Source organism: Neorhizobium sp. S3-V5DH (genome assembly GCF_004343065.1).
GTDB classification, from domain to species: domain Bacteria; phylum Pseudomonadota; class Alphaproteobacteria; order Rhizobiales; family Rhizobiaceae; genus Neorhizobium; species Neorhizobium huautlense.
The window spans coordinates 192665-209207 of sequence record NZ_SMCL01000002.1 but is presented as its reverse complement, the minus strand read 5'-3'; the positions used below and the strand labels follow the sequence as shown (position 1 = coordinate 209207).

The window sequence follows — 16543 nt, the reverse complement described above, 5'->3', positions numbered from 1 at the left end:
CACGAAAGCGAGATTGATGCCTCAGAGCCGTTAACAAGCTTTGTCAGAATCGTGAGAGGGGCCTTACATCTCAGGGAAAATAGGCTAGAAGGCGCTTTCTTATGGAGATTGAGGCCGCTTTGGCCGGAGACTTTGATGGCGCAGCACGACGACGACAGTTTTATCCGCGAGGTGAACGAGGAGCTCCGCTCCGACCAGATGAAGTATGCCTGGAGCCGTTACCGCTCGCTGGTAATCGCGATTATCGTGCTGATCATCGGCGGCACGACCGCCAGCGTGCTTTACGAATGGTATGATACCCACACGTCTTCGAAGTCCGGCGACCAGTTCCTGGCAGCCTTGAAGCTTGCCGAAGACAACAAGCTGGACGAGGCGCTTTCGGCATTCGAGGCGCTGGAAAAGGATGGCACCGGCGCCTATCCCGTCCTCGCCCGGATGCGTGCCGCCTCGGTCAAGCAGGCCAAGGGCGACACGGCCGGCGCGATCGCCGAATTTTCCGAGATCGGCAAGGAAGCCGCCGCACCGCAGGCCGTCCGCGATCTTGCCAAGATGCGCGCCGCCTGGCTGCTGATCGACACCGGTACCTACGATCAGGTCGCCGCCGAAGTGCAGGCAACGGCCAATCCGGGCAATCCGCTCGCCAATTCCGCCCGCGAGGCGCTCGGGCTTGCCGCCTACAAGGCCGGCGACATGGCAAAAGCCAAGGAATGGTTCCAGCAGATTACCAAGGACACCGCCGCGCCGCGCAATATCGCAAATCGCGCGCAGATCATGCTCGACAATATCGCCTCTTCCGGCAAGGCGCCCTAACTTTCTGCCGGTCGAGGTCTAAGGAAAAAAGATGAGCTTCACCGTCGCCATCGTCGGACGCCCGAATGTCGGAAAGTCCACGCTCTTCAACCGGCTGGTGGGCAAGAAGCTGGCGCTTGTCGACGACACGCCGGGGGTTACCCGTGACCGCCGTCCGGGCGACGCCAAGCTCGTGGACCTCAGGTTCACGATCATCGACACCGCCGGTCTCGAAGAGGCCGGACCCACGACGCTGGAAGGCCGGATGCGCGCCCAGACAGAGGCGGCGATCGAAGACGCCGATCTGACGCTCTTCGTGGTCGATGCCAAATCCGGCCTGACGCCGCTCGACAAGACGTTCGGCGAGCTCCTGCGCCGCAGCGGCAAACCTGTCGTGCTGGTTGCCAACAAGTCGGAAGCGCGCGGCTCGGATGCCGGTTTCTACGACGCCTTCACGCTGGGCCTCGGCGAACCCGTGCCGATTTCCGCCGAGCACGGCGAGGGGATGATCGACCTGCGCGACGCAATCGTCGAGGCGCTCGGCGAGGACAGGGCCTTTCCCGACGATGATTTCGAGGCCGAGACCGATGTCGACGTTTCTCAGTCCGAAGTCGGCGCCGACGGCGAGGCGGACGAGGACATCGAACCGGCCTACGACGAGACGAAGCCGCTTCGCGTGGCGATCGTCGGACGGCCGAATGCTGGCAAATCGACGCTGATCAACCGCTTTCTCGGCGAAGACCGGCTGCTGACCGGCCCGGAAGCCGGCATCACGCGCGATTCGATCTCGGTCGAATGGGATTGGCGCGGCCGCACCATCAAGATGTTCGACACCGCGGGCATGCGCCGCAAGGCAAGGGTTCAGGAAAAGCTCGAAAAACTCTCCGTTGCCGATGCGCTGCGCGCCATCCGCTTTGCCGAGACAGTGGTGATCGTCTTCGACGCGACGATCCCCTTCGAAAAGCAGGACCTGCAGATCGCCGATCTGGTGCTGCGCGAAGGGCGCGCCGCGGTGCTCGCCTTCAACAAGTGGGATCTCGTGGAGGATCCGCAGGCGGTGCTGGCCGATCTTCGCGAAAAGACCGAGCGCCTGTTGCCGCAGGCGCGCGGTATCCGTGCGGTGCCGATCTCGGGCCAGACAGGCTACGGGCTCGACAAGCTGATGCAGAACATCATCGACACCGACCGGGTGTGGAACAAGCGCATTTCCACCGCAAGGCTCAATCGCTGGCTGGATGGGGTGCAGATCCAGCATCCGCCACCGGCCGTCTCCGGGCGCCGCCTGAGGCTCAAATACATGACCCAGGTAAAAGCCCGCCCGCCGGCCTTCATGGTGTCCTGCACCAGACCCGACGCGCTTCCGGAAAGTTATGTGCGCTACCTGATCAACGGGCTGCGCAACGATTTCCAGATGCCCGGCGTGCCGATCCGCATTCATTTCAAGGCGGGCGAAAACCCGTTCGAAGGCCGGAAAAAGAAGCGGTAGATGACCAACCTCCCGGTCACACTGCCGAGGGGCTGACACCCTTCGTGGGCCCGGGCAAAGCCGGGCGGCGGCCCTGCGCCGTCAATACGTTGTTGAGGAACTGCCTTGACGCAGCCTCCCAGGTGAAATTGCGGGCGAGCTTTTGAGCGTTCTCCCGCGAGCATTTCAGCGCGGCGAGACATGCTTCCCGCAGGTCCTCATTCAGCGCGCCGGCACCGGACCCTTCCTCGATGATGTCGACCGGCCCGGTGACCGGGTAGGCGGCGACCGGCACACCGCTCGCCAGCGCCTCGAGAATGGTGTTGCCGAAGGTATCTGTCCTGGACGGGAAAACGAAGACATCGGCCTGGGCATAGGCGCGGGCGAGATCCTCTCCGGTCTTCATGCCGGTGAAAAGGACGTTCGGGTAGCGCTTTTCGAGTTCGGCACGGGCCGGGCCATCCCCGACGACAACCTTGGAGCCGGGGAGGTCCAGATCGAGGAAGGCCGGCAGGTTCTTTTCCACGGCGACGCGTCCGACTGTCATGAAGATAGGCCGCGGCAGGTCGAACGGGCGCTCGTCGAGTACCATCGGGTGAAAGACCGTCTGGTCGATGCCGCGGCTCCAGCGGAGCAGGTTCTTGATGCCGAGCTTGCCCAGTTCCCGCTCCAGGCTGGCGGTCGCCACCATGCAGCCATTGCCGGCATTGTGGAACCAGCGCACGAAGGCATGCAGCCAGCGGAGCGGCACCGGGAAACGGGCGGCGACATATTCCGGAAAACGGGTGTGGTAGCTGGTCGAAAAGGGTACCCGGTTCTTGAGGCACCAGCGCCGGGCGAGCAGGCCGAGCGGTCCTTCCGTGGCGATATGCACGGCGGTCGGCTGCGAGGCTTCGATCGCGGCCGCCACCTGGCCATAGGTCGCCAGCGAGAGCCGGATCTCGGGATAGGTCGGGCAGGGGATGTTGGTGAAATCCTGCGGCGTGACCATCACCACCTCGACATCCATGCGGGCAAGTTCCCGATTGGTGTTCTCGATGGAGCGGACGACGCCATTCACCTGAGGATACCAGGCATCCGTCACGATAGTGATTCTGGTCATTCGATTGCCGACCCGATTGCCGCTCGCCGGCGACTCGGATGCCGCTTAGCGTGTTCGGTCATCTATCTTAAAAAAATGTAACAGAAGCATGTCACTCTGGACAGGTAGAGTAGTCCTCTACGACACATTTCCGACCATTTTGCCGGGCTCAACATCCCCATGATCAGCCGATACACCAAAATCGAGACCGTCGACCTGCCGAGCCTGGTGCTGGCCCTGAAGCTCGCAGCGGGCAGCCTGCCGGTTGCTGCCGACGACCTGACCCCGATCGATGTAAGCCTGATCACGCAGGCGGAGGAGGCGGGATTGCTGCTGGTCAGCCGTAATCCGGCCGGCCAGCCGGAAAGGTTGGTTTTAACCGATGTCGGCGCAGGCACGATGTTCTTCGCGGAGGACGGCCGCCCCGATGCGGGCGCTTACAGGGGGATCTCGGGCGTGCTCTTTGGCGCTTTGAACGGGATGAACGGCCTCGCCCGCAGCCGGCGCCTGATGAATGGCATTGGCGCTCTCGGCATCCTGGCGTTGCTGGCGGGCAGTTTCCTCACCTATCTCAAGATTTCCGGCAATTTCCACCCCGTCATTGCGGCGGAGCTTTACCGATCCGCCCAGCCGACCGGAGAAGATGTGGTCCGCTATGCCAGCGAACATGGCATCCGTTCGGTCATCAACCTTCGCGGTGCCAATCACGGCCGGACCTGGTACGACGCCGAGGTGTCGGCCTCTCGATCCCTCGGGATCGCCCACTACGACTTCCAGATGTCCGAAAACCGCGATCTTTCGCAACCGGAAGCGCAGGAACTGATCGCCCTGATGCGGCGGGCGGAAAAACCCTTGCTGATCCATTGCGACGAAGGGGCCGACCGCAGCAGCCTTGCCTCAGCCCTCTATCTGGCGGCCGTTGCCAAGCAGGGCGAGGAGAAGGCGGAGGGGCAGATGTCCTTCTGGTACGGCCACCTGTCGGTTCCCTTTACCACCGCCTACCGAATGGACGAGGCTTTCGAAGCGCTCGAGCCCTGGCTCGGGTTTCCGAACTCTTGAGCCGCCGAGAACTGATCAGCCGGGCAGCAGGGCCGGGCTGATCAGTGCGCCGTGGTGGCCGATGACGATGGAGGCGACTGCCGCGCCGTAGGCGGCCGCGTCGGCGGGCGAGGCTCCCCGCACCAGAGCCGAGAGGAAAGCCCCGTTGAAACTGTCGCCGGCACTCGTCGTATCGATGACTTCCGTCGTCTTGACGGCCGGCACATGGACCGCATCGGCGCCGCCGAAGCTCAAGGTCGCCCCTTCCGCACCATTCTTCACCACGACGTTTTCGACGCCCAGCGCACGGTAGCGGGCGATGGTGTCGGCAACGGTCTGATCGCCGAAATGGGCGGCCTCGTCATCGAAGCTCGGCAGGACGAGGGTGGCGGCGCGGGCGCCTGCCTCGATCGTCCTCAGCATATAATCCTTGTTCGGCCAGAGGCGGGGACGGATGTTCGGGTCGAATGCGACGGTCTTGCCCGCCGCCTTGGCGCGGCGCAATTCGGAAAGCAGCGTCTCGACGGCTTCGGGCGCCAGAATGCCGAGCGTGATGCCGGAGAAATAAACGATATCGGCTGCCTCGACCGCGTTTCGCAAATGGTCGGCGTCGTCGGCGAGCTTTCTGGCGGCGGCGGTATCGCGCCAGTAGCTGAAGGTGCGCTCCCCGTTTTTCAAGGTGATGAGATAGAGACCGGGCGTCTTGCCTTCTATGCGGCGGATATAGCCGGTGCCGATGCCCGCTTCCTTCATCATCGTCAGCATGTCCGACGAAAGCGGATCGTCGCCGACGGCGGTGAAATAATCGACCTGCCATTCGGCGGTCAGGCAGGCGCGGGCATACCACGCCGTGTTGAAGGTGTCGCCAGCAAAACCCTTGCGCAACAAACCTTCGCCTGCCTGCGACAGTTCCACCATGCATTCGCCGATCGAAAGAAGCCGCCCGCCCAAAGTCATCCCTCCGTATCCTCGGACAAATCGCATAGGCCGAACTTGGGGTCATGGCAAGAGCAGTCAGGCCCTTGCTTTTGCGTTGTCTTTTACGTCGGCGGCTCTAGGTTGCGTGGGACGACAGACAGAGGAGAGTCGAGGCATGGCGACGGAAACGGCGAAGGCGGCCACGGACGATCAGGGGGCGAACTGGTGGCGCGGCGCGGTGATCTATCAGATCTATCCGCGATCCTTCCAGGACACGACCGGCGACGGGCTTGGCGACATCAAGGGGATCACCGCACGCCTGCCGCATGTCGCCTCGCTCGGCGTCGATGCGATATGGCTGTCGCCTTTCTTTACGTCGCCCATGGCCGACATGGGGTACGATGTTTCGGACTACTGCAATGTGGATCCGATGTTCGGGACGCTGGCCGACTTCGACGAGATGATGGCGGAGGCGCATCGGCTCGGCTTGAAGGTCATCATCGACCAGGTGATTTCCCACACCTCCGACCGTCACCCGTGGTTCGTCGAGAGCCGGTCGAGCCGCACCAACCCGAAAGCTGACTGGTATGTCTGGGCCAATCCGAAGCCCGACGGAACGGTGCCGACCAACTGGCTGTCGATCTTCGGCGGGCCGGCCTGGGAGTGGGACGGCGTGCGCAAACAATATTACATGCACAACTTCCTAATCTCGCAGCCGGACCTCAACTTCCACAATCCGGAGGTCCAACAGGCGGTGCTGGATACCGTAAGGTTCTGGCTCGACCGCGGAGTGGACGGCTTCCGGCTCGACACGGTGAACTACTATTTCCACGACAAGCAGCTCCGCAACAATCCGCCGATGATCTATGACACCGACGGCGCGGGCATGGAAACCGACACCAATCCCTATTCCATGCAGAACCATCTCTACGACAAGACGCAGCCGGAGAATATCGGCTTCCTGAAGAGGCTGAGGGCGCTGCTCGACAGCTATGACAACCGGGCGACCGTCGGCGAGGTGGGTGACGGGCCGCGGTCTCTCTCGACGCTGGCGCTCTACACCACCGGCAACGACAAGCTGCATATGTGCTACACCTTCGATTTGCTGGGGCCGGCTTTCGAGGCGAGCTACATCCGCAAGGTAATGACGACGGTGGCGGACACCGTCAGCAACGGCTGGGTCTGCTGGGCCTTTTCGAACCATGACGTGGTACGGCACGTGACCCGCTTCACCGAGGACGCCCAGGAGCGGGACCGGGTGGCGAAACTGTCGATCACGCTTCTTTCGATGCTGCGCGGCTCGATCTGCCTCTATCAGGGCGAAGAACTGGGCCTGACGGAGGCGGAACTCGCCTACGAAGACCTTCGCGATCCCTACGGCATCCGCTTCTGGCCGGCCTTCAAGGGCCGAGACGGATGCCGCACGCCGATGGTCTGGGAGGCCAGCGTGCCGCATGCCGGGTTCACCGAAGGGCCAAAGACCTGGTTGCCGGTCCCAAGCGAACACGCCGCCCGCGCAGTCGATATCCAAGAGAAGCTGGCGGATTCGGTCCTCAACCACTATCGGGCGGCGCTCACCTTCCGCAAGGCTCATCCGCCGCTGGTCGACGGCGACATGACCTTCCTCGATACCAACCAGGACCTTCTGGCTTTCGTGCGTGAGAAGGGCGGCGAAAAGCTGTTTTTCGTCTTCAATCTCACTCGCGAGGCGCAAGATTTCACACTGCCAAAGCGGCTCGGCGACTGCCTACCGGTGTCCTTGCCGGGCTTTTCCTCCCGGCTCGTCAAGGGTGTGGTGAAGCTCGATGCGCTGGACGTGTTCTGCGCCAGGGTGTGAGGATGGCCCGAGTAGGGCCGTACCTCAGGCCCCGGCAGAATTGCAGCAGGCCCATCGCCGTCACAGCTTGCTCACCGACGATCCTGACAGGATTTATGCGGCAGGACGTTTCACCGTCCTGTCGCCGCGTCCTTCCAGAAGGCCGGCGATGGAGATGTCCTCGTCGAGATCATCCCAGTGAATGCCACCCGGGCTCAGTTTGAATTTCTCGCGATCGGCCGGCTTCGCAAGAAGCAGACGGGGGAACCAGGCAAGCGGTACGCCCAATGTGCGGCCGTCGTTGAGCGAGACCCACATTGTGTCGTCGTCGAATTTCACCTCAGTTGCCGAAATGCTCATGCCATGCCCGCTTGATCAGAGAACGATTGTCGATGACGAGCCGGATAATAGCAGACAGGTCACGGCTGTTGAAGCCGTCGCTTTCCGCCACTCCGATAGTCGGCTCCAACCAAATCTTTGCATTGGCGCCGCCGCCTCGGACATGCATATGCACAGGCTCACGCGGGTCGCCTTCGTTGGAATAAAAATAGAATTTTAGCGCGCCAGAACGGAAGACGATGGGCATTAGGTCCTCTTTCAATGTTCTTTGAGGACAGAACAATTTGCAATGGTTGCTGTCACCAACGCCTGGCTTTCGATCTCACCCGATCAGTGCGAACCGATCCACATCCACCATGCCCTTGTCGGAAATCTTCAGGTGGGGGATGACCGGGAGCGGCAGGAAAGCGACCTGCAGAAAGGGTTCCTGCAGCGTCGTGCCAAGCGCGTAGGCGGCATGGCGCAGGTGGTGGAGGGTATCGCGGACGATTTCGTAGGGCTCAAGGCTCATCAGGCCGGCGACGGGAAGAGCGATCTCGCCGGTGACCTTGCCGTCCTCGACCACGACGAAGCCGCCGTGGATCTCGCCAAGGCGGTTGACGGCGAGCGCCATGTCGTCCTCGTCGACACCGACGACGCAGATATTGTGGCTGTCGTGTCCGACCGTCGAGGCGATCGCGCCCTTCTTCAGGCCGAAACCCTGGACGAAGCCGTTGGCATGGTTGCCATTCTTGCCGTGGCGCTCGATGACGGCGACCTTGATAATGTCGCGGGAGAGATCGACCACGGTCTGGTTGCCGGACGACGGGAGCTTGTAGCGGCGGTGCTCGGTGATGATCTTGCCGGGCATGACACCGATCACGGGCGTTTCGCCCTCTGTGACAGGCACGCCGAAATGGGCGGCCTCCACGGGCCTTGCCCTGACGCTGTCGAGGCCGACGGGGGCAACCGGTTTGCGGCTCGCGAAAAGTTCGTCGGTGACCCTGCGGCCGGCGGAAAAGATCATTTCCGCCTTGCAGTTTTCAAGGCTGTCGATGATCACGAGATCGGCCCGCCAGCCCGGGGCGACGAGGCCGCGGTCGCGAAGCCCAAAGGCGCGGGCAGCCGAGATCGAGGCGGCGCGGTAGATCGCCAGCGGCTCGACGCCCTCGGCAATCGCGGTGCGGATCATATAGTCGAGATGGCCCTGTTCGGCGATGTCGAGCGGATTGCGGTCGTCGGTGCAGAGCGCCAGGAACGGCGACAGGCGCTCGGTGATGATCGGCATCAGCGCATGGAGATCCTTGGAGACGGATCCTTCCCGCACCAGGATATGCATGCCCTTGCGGATCTTTTCGAGCGCCTCTTCGGCGGTGGTGCACTCGTGTTCGGTGCGGATGCCGGCCGAGAGATAGCCATTCAGATCGAGCCCACGCAAAAGCGGCGCATGGCCGTCGATATGGTCGCCATAGAAGGCCTCGAGCTTGGCGAGGCAGATGGGGTCCTTGTGGATGACGCCCGGGAAATTCATGAACTCGGCAAGGCCGATGACCTTGGGGTGGTTGCGGAAGGGCAGGAGCTTTTCGATCGGCAGGTCGGCGCCGGCCGTTTCCAGATGGGTCGCAGGCACGCAGGAGGAAAGCTGGACGCGGATGTCCATGATGGTTTCGAGCGAGGAATTCAGAAAGAACTCGATGCCTTCGGTGCCGAGCACATTGGCAATTTCATGCGGATCGCAGATCGCCGTCGTCACACCATAAGGCAGCACGCAGCGGTCGAATTCGTGCGGGGTCACCAGCGAGGATTCGATGTGCAGATGGGTATCGATGAAACCCGGCACGACGATCTTGCCGGAAATGTCGATCTCGGTGACACCGGAATAGGCGCCGCAGGTGCCGACGATGCGGTCGGCCGAGAGGGCGATGTCGGAGGCGACGAGCTCTCCGGTGACGAGATCGAAGAATCTTCCGCCCTTCAGCACGATATCGGCAGGCTGCCGGCCGGTGCCCTGATCGATGAGGGTTTCAAGTCTAGCGGTCATTCTGGCCTCCGAATCCGTCGGATCATCTTAGCGGGGCCGGTGGCCGAGTGGAATGGTGCCAAAGGAACCGGTAGGGCATTGCGGGAGCCGTTACCGACGCGGCAGGGACCGGATTATCCGATCGACGCTTTGGGCAATCGGGGACGTGGCGGTATCGATCTGCAGACGGGGCCTGTCCCAGGCCTCGTAACGACGTGTCCGAACGGCTTCCCAGCTCGGAGGCGTATGGCCTTCGGTGTCGGAACTCCGTTCCTCTACGCGGCGCCGGTGTTCCTCGACGTCGGAACAGATGGTCTCAACTTCCAGGAATGCGACACCCGCCCGTTCTGCGACTTCTCTAAAGGCGTCGCGGGTGATTTTCAGCGGATTGACGGAATCTGCCACAACCCAGGCGCCCATGCGAAGGTTGTCGGCGGCCAGCCGATAGGTGGTGATATAGCCGGCCGGGCCTACCTCCGCGCCCGGAGCCAGTACTCCCGAGGTGCGGATGGCCTCCTCAATGGTATCGATGCGCAGATAACAGGCGCGCAGGCGTTCGGCGAGCTGCCGCGCAATGGTGCTTTTGCCCGTTCCCGGCAGACCGCCAAATATCACAAGCATCAGATCCGCCTCCGGGCTTCCCGCAAGATCCACGGGCGCCTTGGGGCGCCCGTGGAATGTGCTTGTCGAGGTTACTCGACGGCGACGACCTTGCCGTCTTCCCACTTGAAGAGCGAGAAGCTCTGTGAAGTAAGGTCGCCCGTCTCGCCGTAGGTGAGTTTGCCGATGGCGGTCGCAATTGGCTCGCCGGACTTGATGGCGGCGGCGACCGCTTCCGTATCCTCAGCGCTTTTGGCCTTTTCGATGCCGGCCTTGATGACCTCGACGGCAGCATAGGCATTCAGCGTGAAGGCTTCGGCAGGAATCTTGCGGGCAGCGAGAGCTTCGGCGGCGGCCTTTGAATCGGGGCTCTTCGTTGCATCCGAGGCATTGGTGAAGACGGTGCCGGCGGCAGCCTTCGTGCCAATGTTCCAGAACTCGCTGTTCGACAGGCCGTCGCCGCCGATGATCGTCGCCTTGACGCCGAGATCGGCGAGCTGGCGGGCGAGCAGACCGCCTTCGGGATGGTAGCCGCCGAAATAGATCACTTCGACATTTTCCGATTTGAGCCGCGTGGTGAGCGCGCTGAAATCCTTGTCGCCGGGAGTGACGGCGTCATCGAGAACTTCCTTGACGCCACCCGCATTGAGGGTGGCCTTGAACGCATCGGCTAGACCTTTGCCATAGGCGCCCTTGTCGTTGATGATCGCGATCTTCTTGTCCTTGAACTTGTCGAGGACGTATTTGGCGGCGACTTCGGCCTGCTGGTCGTCGCGGCCGCAGGTGCGCAACACATTGGCGAGGTCGCGCTTGGTGAGTTCCGGTGTGGTCGCGGTCGGGGTGACCATCAGTACGCCGTTTTCGGCAAGCACATCCGAGGCCGGCATGGCGACGCCTGACGTGACCGGGCCGACGACGAAGCGGATGCCTTCGCCAACCAGCTGGTTTGCGGCCGACACGCCTTGCTTGGGTTCGCCGGCATCGTCGGCGGCCTTCAGCACGACCTGCTCGCCGAGGATGCCGCCCTTCTTGTTGATCTCGGCGACGGCGGTCTCGGCGCCGTTCTTGACCTGATCGCCGTAAGCCGCCACCGGGCCGGTCAGCGGCGCGATCAGGCCGATGACGATCTCCGCATGGGCAAGCGGTGCAAATGTCAGGGAGGCGAGGGCTGTTGCCCCCAGAAGCGTCTTGAGGTTCATTTCGGTTCTCCTTGGGTGGGCTTCAAAACAGCCCTCGATCAACGCCGCACCCGTGCCCGTCGTCTCCGAAGGTCCTTCGGACATTTCGCGCCAATGACGAAAGGCGATGCGGTCGATGCCGGGCCGCGCCATGTTTGGCTTTCGGCGGTCGGCGAACAATTCTGTAGGAATTCGGCCGAGATTTCGCAAGAAGATAACAAAAGGGCACGGAGTTTTGTTGATCCGGCGAAGGATTTCGCCGAAATCGACGCTTGGGCTCTGATTTTTCAGAGATCTATGCGTTGCTGACCAGCGTCTCGAGAAATGCCTGGACCTGCCGGTTGAACGACTGGAACTGCTCAGGCGTCATGCCCGAACGTTTGACAAGCGTATCTCCAAGGCACCTGCTTTCCTGGATCAGGGCGCTGCCGGCATCCGTCAGCCGAACAAGGACCTGCCGTTCGTCGGCCTTGCTGCGCTGGCGCTCCACCAGGCCCGCCTGCTCCAGCCGCTTCACCGGAGGGGTTACCGTGCTCGATTCCAGAGAAAGGCGGTCTGCGATCGCACCGATCGTCATCTCCTGCTGCTCGGCAACCGCGCTCAGAACGAGGTATTGCGGGTAGGTAATGCCCATCCTGTCGAGCATGGGTTTGTAAAGGCGGTTGATCGCAATGCTCGCCGCATAGAGCGAGAAACACAGCTGATCGTCCAGGGGGACGGGTTTCTGGTCGGACATGCAAAACCTCCGGAAGATGCAGAGAATTCGATATCACAAAAAAATGTATCGCGATAACTATTTCTTCTGGACAGGCTCCGTTCAGTTCTCTATGAAGTAACTTATCGCGAAAATAATTATCGCGATAACAAGCTGGAGACAGAGATGAACGAGACAATCATCTGGACGACACGTCGAAATGTCATGAAGGCCGGGCTGATTGTCGGCGCAGCCGCTGCGGCTCCGTCCTTCATCCAGATCGCCCAGGCATCCACACCATCAACCCACGAGGACAAGAAGACCATGACCAGCAGTTTCATCACCACAAAGGACGGCACCGAGATCTTCTACAAGGACTGGGGCCCAAAGGACGCCCAGCCGATCGTCTTCCACCACGGCTGGCCCCTCAGCGCCGACGACTGGGACGCCCAGATGCTGTTCTTCCTGAACGAGGGTTGCCGGGTGATCGCCCATGACCGCCGCGGCCACGGTCGCTCGACCCAGACCGCGACCGGCAACGAGATGGATACCTATGCGGCCGATGTCGCCGAATTGGCCGAACATCTCGATCTCAGGAACGCCATCCATGTCGGCCATTCGACCGGCGGCGGTGAAGTCGCCCGTTATGTCGCCCAGTATGGCGACCGCGGCCGGGTTGCCAAGGCTGTTCTCGTCGGCGCCGTACCGCCGGTCATGGTCAAGTCCGACAAGAACCCGGGCGGTCTGCCGATCGAAGTCTTCGACGGGTTCCGCTCGGCGCTGCTCGCAAACCGGGCGCAGTTCTTCCTGGATATCCCGACCGGGCCGTTCTTCGGCTTCAACCGTCCGGGTGCACAGGTCTCGGAAGGGGCGATCCGCAATTGGTGGAGGCAGGGCATGATGGGCGGAGCCAAGGCCCATTACGATTGCATCAAGGCCTTTTCGGAAACCGACTTTACCGAAGACCTCAAGACGATCGAAGTGCCGGTTCTCGTCATGCATGGCGACGACGACCAGATCGTGCCGATCGCCGACTCCGCGCATCTTGCCATCAAGCTCTTGAAGAACGGCACGCTGAAGGTCTACGAAGGCCTTCCGCATGGCATGGCGACGACGCATGCCGAGGTGATCAACGCGGACCTCCTGGCGTTTTTCAAGGCTTGAACCGCCGCTTGCCCCGTTCTCCCCGCAAGGGGGAGAACGGATGAGGATGCCCTCACGCCACTGCACCGAACTGGGCCTCGTGGAGTTTCGCATAGGCGCCGTTCGCCTTCAGCAATTCCGCGTGGGTACCCAGCTCGACGATGCCGTCCGCCCCCATCACCACGATCCGGTCGGCATTGCGGATGGTGGCGAGACGGTGGGCGACGACCAGAGTGGTTCGGCCCTTGGAGAGGTCTGCCAGCGCGTGCTGGATCGCCAGTTCCGTGGCCGAATCCAGCGCCGATGTCGCCTCGTCGAGGATGAGGATCGGCGGGTTCTTGAGGAAGATGCGGGCGATCGCCAGCCGCTGCTTCTGGCCGCCCGACAGTTTTGCGCCCCGCTCGCCCGTCGGCGTGTCTAGGCCCTGCGGCAGCGACAGGACGAATTCGTCGAGCGATGCCCGGCGCAGCGCCTCCATGATCTCCTCGTCGCTCGCGCCGAGCCGACCATAGGCGATGTTTTCGCGGATGGTCGAGCCGAACATGAAGACGTCCTGCTGGACGATGCCGATCTGGCCCCGCAGCGAGGCCTGCGTCATGTCTCGGATGTCGATGCCGTCTATGGTGATGGCGCCTGCGGTGACATCGTAGAAGCGCGGCAGCAGCGAGCAGATGGTCGTTTTACCGGCACCAGAAGGACCGACGAAGGCGAACGTTTCCCCTGCGGCGATTTCGAGGTCGAGATGCTCGAAGACCATGGCGGTTTCGGAATAACCGAAGCTGACATCACGATAGACGATGTCGCCCGCAAGCGTGCTGACGGCGATCGCATCCGGCCGGTCGGCGAGATCGGGCTGGGTGTCGATGAGATCGGTGAAGCGGCGGAAGCCCGCAAAGCCCTTCGGATACATTTCCAGCACCGAGGTGATCTTGTCGATCGGGTGGAAGAAGACGTTGACGAGCAGCAGGAAGCCGACAAAGCCGCCGTAGGAAAGCTCTCCCGCCACGACGAACCAGGTGCCGGCGATCATTACCGAAAGCTGCACCAGCCGGGTGCCGAGATAGCTGAGCGCAATGCTTGCCGTCATATAGGCATAAGCGTTGAGCTTGGTTTCCCTGTAGCCCTCGTTGTTGCGGGCAAAAAGCTGGCTTTCGTAGTCCTCGTTGGCAAACGCCTTGACGACGCGGATGCCGCCGACGCTTTCCTGGACCCGGGTGTTGAAATCTCCCACCTTGCCGAACAGGGTGCGCCAGTTGACCGTCATGCGGGCTCCGTAACGGCTGACCAGCCAGGTCATGAACGGCACGATCACGGTGGTCAGCAGCGCCAGCTTCCAATGCACGGTGAACATCAAGATGAAGGCGCCGATGAAGGTCATGATCGCGATGAACAGATCTTCCGGCCCGTGATGGGCAATCTCGCCGACCTCTTCCAGGTCTTTCGTGACATGGGTGATCAGGTGGCCGGTGCGGGTGTTGTCGAAATACCGGAAGGACAGCTTCTGGATATGGTCGAATGCCTGCCGGCGCATGTCGGATTCGATCGAGATACCGAGCGCATGGCCCCAGTAGTTGACGACGGCCATTAGGCCGGTGTTCAGGGCGTAGACGGCGAGTAGGCCCACGCCGACGGCAACGATCAGTGTCCAGTCGCGACCGGGCAAGAGTTGGTCAACGAAGAGCTTGACGGCGATCGGGAAGCCGAGTTCGAGCAGGCCGGCAAAAACCGCACAGCCGAAATCGAGCAGAAACAGCCTCTTGTAAGGCGCATAATAGGAAAAGAAACGACGAAGCATGAAGGCCCCCTCCAGGGGCGAAAGGCTCAAAATTCGAAGAGGACGGACTAAACGACAGCCCTGATCCGGCACCGCCATTCAGCGTTGAAAAGTGCCGATCTGCCTCATCTTCTGAGCCTCCTTCAAAGGTCGTCTTAGTGCTTATAGTGCCGTATGGCGGCGATGTCTACCGGGTCCGGCCGATCTGGACGTTCCGTCCCCGGTCCCGGACGCCGGTCGGCATGTCCTTGACGGGAACGGGGACGAAGGTCCGGGAAATACTGCGATCCGAAACCTCAGACGCCGGTCGTCAGAATATCTCTCAGCTTGCCGACGATTTCGTCGATGTGGTGTTTTTCGACGATCAGCGGCGGCGACATGGCGATGGTGTCGCCCGTGGTACGGATCAGCAGGCCGTCCTCATAAGCTTTCAGGAAGGCGGAGAAGGCGCGTTTGGTGGGTTCGCCTGCGATCGGATCGAGTTCGATCGCGCCGATCAGCCCGATATTGCGGATATCGATGACGTTCGGAACGTCCTTCAGCGAATGCAGCGCCTCTTCCCAATAAGGCGCGATGTCGCGGGCGCGGTCGAAGAGGCCTTCTTCCTTGTAGGTCTCAAGCGTGGCAAGGCCTGCGGCCGACGCGATCGGATTGCCCGAATAGGTGTAGCCGTGGAAGAACTCGATCAGGTGTTCCGGGCCGTTCATGAATGTGTCGTGGATTTCCGAAGTCACCAGCACCGCGCCCATCGGGATGACGCCGTTGGTCAGGCCTTTGGCGGTGGTGATGATATCGGGCGTGACGCCGTAATATTGAGCCGCGAACGGGGCGCCCATGCGACCGAAACCGGTGATGACTTCATCGAAGATCAGGAGGATACCGTGCTTGGTACAGATGTCGCGAAGTTTCTGGAGGTAGCCCTTCGGCGGGATCAGCACGCCGGTGGAGCCTGCGACAGGTTCGACGATGACGGCCGCGATGGTCGAGGCGTCGTGAAGCGTAACAATGCGCTCGAGTTCGGTCGCCAGATCGCCGCCATGCTCCGGCTCACCGCGGGTGAAAGCGTTCTTGGCCGGAAGGTGGGTGTGCGGCATGTGGTCGACGCCGGTCAGAAGCGTGCCGAACATCTTGCGGTTGGCGACAATACCGCCGACGGAAATGCCGCCGAAATTGACGCCGTGATAACCGCGCTCGCGACCGATCAGGCGAAAGCGCGAGCCGTTGCCCTTGGCGCGATGATAGGCGAGCGCAACCTTCAGCGCCGTGTCGACCGATTCTGAACCGGAATTCGTGTAGAGAACGTGATTGATGCCCTCCGGGGCAATGTCGACCAGGCGGTTGGCAAGCTCGAAAGCCTTCGGATGGCCGAGCTGGAAGGCCGGTGCATAGTCCAGCTCACCTGCCTGTTCGCGGATCGCCTCGGTGATCTTCGGGCGGCAGTGGCCGGCATTGACGCACCAGAGGCCGGCGGTCGCATCGAGCACCTGGCGGCCGTCATGGGTCGTGTAGTGCATATCCTTGGCACTCACGAAAAGACGGGGTTCCTTCTTGAACTGGCGGTTTGCCGTAAACGGCATCCAAAACGCCCTGAGGTCATTGGGCGTGGTATTCAGGCGGTTGGACATGCGGCTCTCCATGGCCATTCGGATCGTCAGGTGGCCATTCCCGGTCGGCGGCTCAGCGCCAAGTTTTGACTGCATGGTCAAATT

The 16543-nt window shown here is 61.9% G+C and carries 15 protein-coding genes; 5 read left to right on the top strand and 10 right to left on the bottom strand.

What is annotated here, in order from left to right; genetic code table 11:
• Positions 1-135: 135 nt before the first annotated feature.
• Both EDE09_RS04505 and der read left to right on the top strand, forming a co-directional pair.
• Positions 136-810, top strand: coding sequence for a tetratricopeptide repeat protein (locus tag EDE09_RS04505; protein WP_105374026.1), 675 nt, complete (start codon positions 136-138; stop codon positions 808-810).
• A gap of 31 nt (positions 811-841) precedes the next feature.
• On the top strand, positions 842-2275 hold the full coding sequence (der, locus tag EDE09_RS04500; protein WP_105374027.1) for a ribosome biogenesis GTPase Der: 1434 nt from the start codon (positions 842-844) through the stop codon (positions 2273-2275).
• Positions 2276-2291: 16 nt separating this feature from the next.
• Here the strand turns inward: der and EDE09_RS04495 are convergent, their stop codons facing one another.
• Positions 2292-3356, bottom strand: coding sequence for a glycosyltransferase family 1 protein (locus tag EDE09_RS04495; protein ID WP_132409143.1), 1065 nt, complete (start codon positions 3354-3356; stop codon positions 2292-2294).
• A gap of 159 nt (positions 3357-3515) precedes the next feature.
• Between EDE09_RS04495 and EDE09_RS04490 the strand changes: the two genes are divergently transcribed.
• Positions 3516-4394: a hypothetical protein gene (locus EDE09_RS04490; RefSeq protein WP_348631301.1), complete on the top strand. Its 879-nt coding sequence runs from the start codon at positions 3516-3518 to the stop codon at positions 4392-4394.
• Between the two features lie 15 nt (positions 4395-4409).
• On the opposite strand, the gene EDE09_RS04485 is transcribed toward EDE09_RS04490, so the two are convergent.
• On the bottom strand, positions 4410-5324 hold the full coding sequence (locus EDE09_RS04485; protein WP_132409327.1) for a sugar kinase: 915 nt from the start codon (positions 5322-5324) through the stop codon (positions 4410-4412).
• A 142-nt stretch (positions 5325-5466) separates the two neighbouring features.
• Here EDE09_RS04485 and EDE09_RS04480 point away from each other — a divergent pair, with 142 nt between their 5' ends.
• Positions 5467-7128, top strand: a complete 1662-nt coding sequence (locus EDE09_RS04480; protein ID WP_132409141.1) for an alpha-glucosidase family protein — start codon at positions 5467-5469, stop codon at positions 7126-7128.
• Between the two features lie 93 nt (positions 7129-7221).
• Here the strand turns inward: EDE09_RS04480 and EDE09_RS04475 are convergent, their stop codons facing one another.
• From EDE09_RS04475 to EDE09_RS04450, 6 genes are all read right to left on the bottom strand, one after another.
• The gene (locus EDE09_RS04475) at positions 7222-7467 is read right to left on the bottom strand and encodes a DUF2442 domain-containing protein (protein ID WP_132409139.1); all 246 of its coding nucleotides are present in this window, start codon (positions 7465-7467) and stop codon (positions 7222-7224) included.
• Positions 7448-7693, bottom strand: coding sequence for a DUF4160 domain-containing protein (locus tag EDE09_RS04470; protein WP_132409137.1), 246 nt, complete (start codon positions 7691-7693; stop codon positions 7448-7450). Before EDE09_RS04470 ends, EDE09_RS04475 begins: the two co-directional genes overlap by 20 nt.
• 75 nt (positions 7694-7768) lie before the next feature.
• Entirely contained in the window at positions 7769-9466 is a 1698-nt protein-coding gene (gene ade, locus EDE09_RS04465) for an adenine deaminase (protein ID WP_132409135.1), read from the bottom strand.
• Between the two features lie 90 nt (positions 9467-9556).
• Positions 9557-10066, bottom strand: a complete 510-nt coding sequence (locus tag EDE09_RS04460) for an AAA family ATPase (RefSeq protein ID WP_132409133.1) — start codon at positions 10064-10066, stop codon at positions 9557-9559.
• A gap of 71 nt (positions 10067-10137) precedes the next feature.
• The gene (locus tag EDE09_RS04455; protein ID WP_132409131.1) at positions 10138-11244 is read right to left on the bottom strand and encodes a branched-chain amino acid ABC transporter substrate-binding protein; all 1107 of its coding nucleotides are present in this window, start codon (positions 11242-11244) and stop codon (positions 10138-10140) included.
• Between the two features lie 274 nt (positions 11245-11518).
• A complete protein-coding gene (locus EDE09_RS04450; protein WP_132409129.1) occupies positions 11519-11959 on the bottom strand; it encodes a MarR family transcriptional regulator in 441 nt (146 codons plus the stop codon).
• Positions 11960-12241: 282 nt separating this feature from the next.
• Between EDE09_RS04450 and EDE09_RS04445 the strand changes: the two genes are divergently transcribed.
• Positions 12242-13081 carry an alpha/beta hydrolase gene (locus EDE09_RS04445; protein ID WP_245505075.1) on the top strand — a complete coding sequence of 280 codons (840 nt, stop codon included), beginning with the start codon at positions 12242-12244 and terminating at the stop codon, positions 13079-13081.
• A 52-nt stretch (positions 13082-13133) separates the two neighbouring features.
• Here EDE09_RS04445 and EDE09_RS04440 read toward each other — a convergent pair whose 3' ends face one another.
• Both EDE09_RS04440 and EDE09_RS04435 read right to left on the bottom strand, forming a co-directional pair.
• Positions 13134-14855, bottom strand: coding sequence for an ABC transporter ATP-binding protein (locus EDE09_RS04440; protein ID WP_132409125.1), 1722 nt, complete (start codon positions 14853-14855; stop codon positions 13134-13136).
• Between the two features lie 275 nt (positions 14856-15130).
• The gene (locus EDE09_RS04435; protein ID WP_105374062.1) at positions 15131-16459 is read right to left on the bottom strand and encodes an aspartate aminotransferase family protein; all 1329 of its coding nucleotides are present in this window, start codon (positions 16457-16459) and stop codon (positions 15131-15133) included.
• Positions 16460-16543 lie beyond the last annotated feature (84 nt).

Excerpts from the sequence above, each read along its gene's own strand:
- EDE09_RS04505 (WP_105374026.1), top strand. The coding sequence starts at position 136 with ATGGCGCAGCACGACGACGACAGTTTTATCCGCGAGGTGAACGAGGAG.
- der (WP_105374027.1), top strand. The coding sequence starts at position 842 with ATGAGCTTCACCGTCGCCATCGTCGGACGCCCGAATGTCGGAAAGTCC.
- EDE09_RS04495 (WP_132409143.1), bottom strand. The coding sequence starts at position 3,356 with ATGACCAGAATCACTATCGTGACGGATGCCTGGTATCCTCAGGTGAAT.
- EDE09_RS04490 (WP_348631301.1), top strand. The coding sequence starts at position 3,516 with ATGATCAGCCGATACACCAAAATCGAGACCGTCGACCTGCCGAGCCTG.
- EDE09_RS04480 (WP_132409141.1), top strand. The coding sequence starts at position 5,467 with ATGGCGACGGAAACGGCGAAGGCGGCCACGGACGATCAGGGGGCGAAC.
- EDE09_RS04475 (WP_132409139.1), bottom strand. The coding sequence starts at position 7,467 with ATGAGCATTTCGGCAACTGAGGTGAAATTCGACGACGACACAATGTGG.
- EDE09_RS04470 (WP_132409137.1), bottom strand. The coding sequence starts at position 7,693 with ATGCCCATCGTCTTCCGTTCTGGCGCGCTAAAATTCTATTTTTATTCC.
- ade (WP_132409135.1), bottom strand. The coding sequence starts at position 9,466 with ATGACCGCTAGACTTGAAACCCTCATCGATCAGGGCACCGGCCGGCAG.
- EDE09_RS04460 (WP_132409133.1), bottom strand. The coding sequence starts at position 10,066 with ATGCTTGTGATATTTGGCGGTCTGCCGGGAACGGGCAAAAGCACCATT.
- EDE09_RS04455 (WP_132409131.1), bottom strand. The coding sequence starts at position 11,244 with ATGAACCTCAAGACGCTTCTGGGGGCAACAGCCCTCGCCTCCCTGACA.
- EDE09_RS04450 (WP_132409129.1), bottom strand. The coding sequence starts at position 11,959 with ATGTCCGACCAGAAACCCGTCCCCCTGGACGATCAGCTGTGTTTCTCG.
- EDE09_RS04445 (WP_245505075.1), top strand. The coding sequence starts at position 12,242 with ATGACCAGCAGTTTCATCACCACAAAGGACGGCACCGAGATCTTCTAC.
- EDE09_RS04440 (WP_132409125.1), bottom strand. The coding sequence starts at position 14,855 with ATGCTTCGTCGTTTCTTTTCCTATTATGCGCCTTACAAGAGGCTGTTT.
- EDE09_RS04435 (WP_105374062.1), bottom strand. The coding sequence starts at position 16,459 with ATGTCCAACCGCCTGAATACCACGCCCAATGACCTCAGGGCGTTTTGG.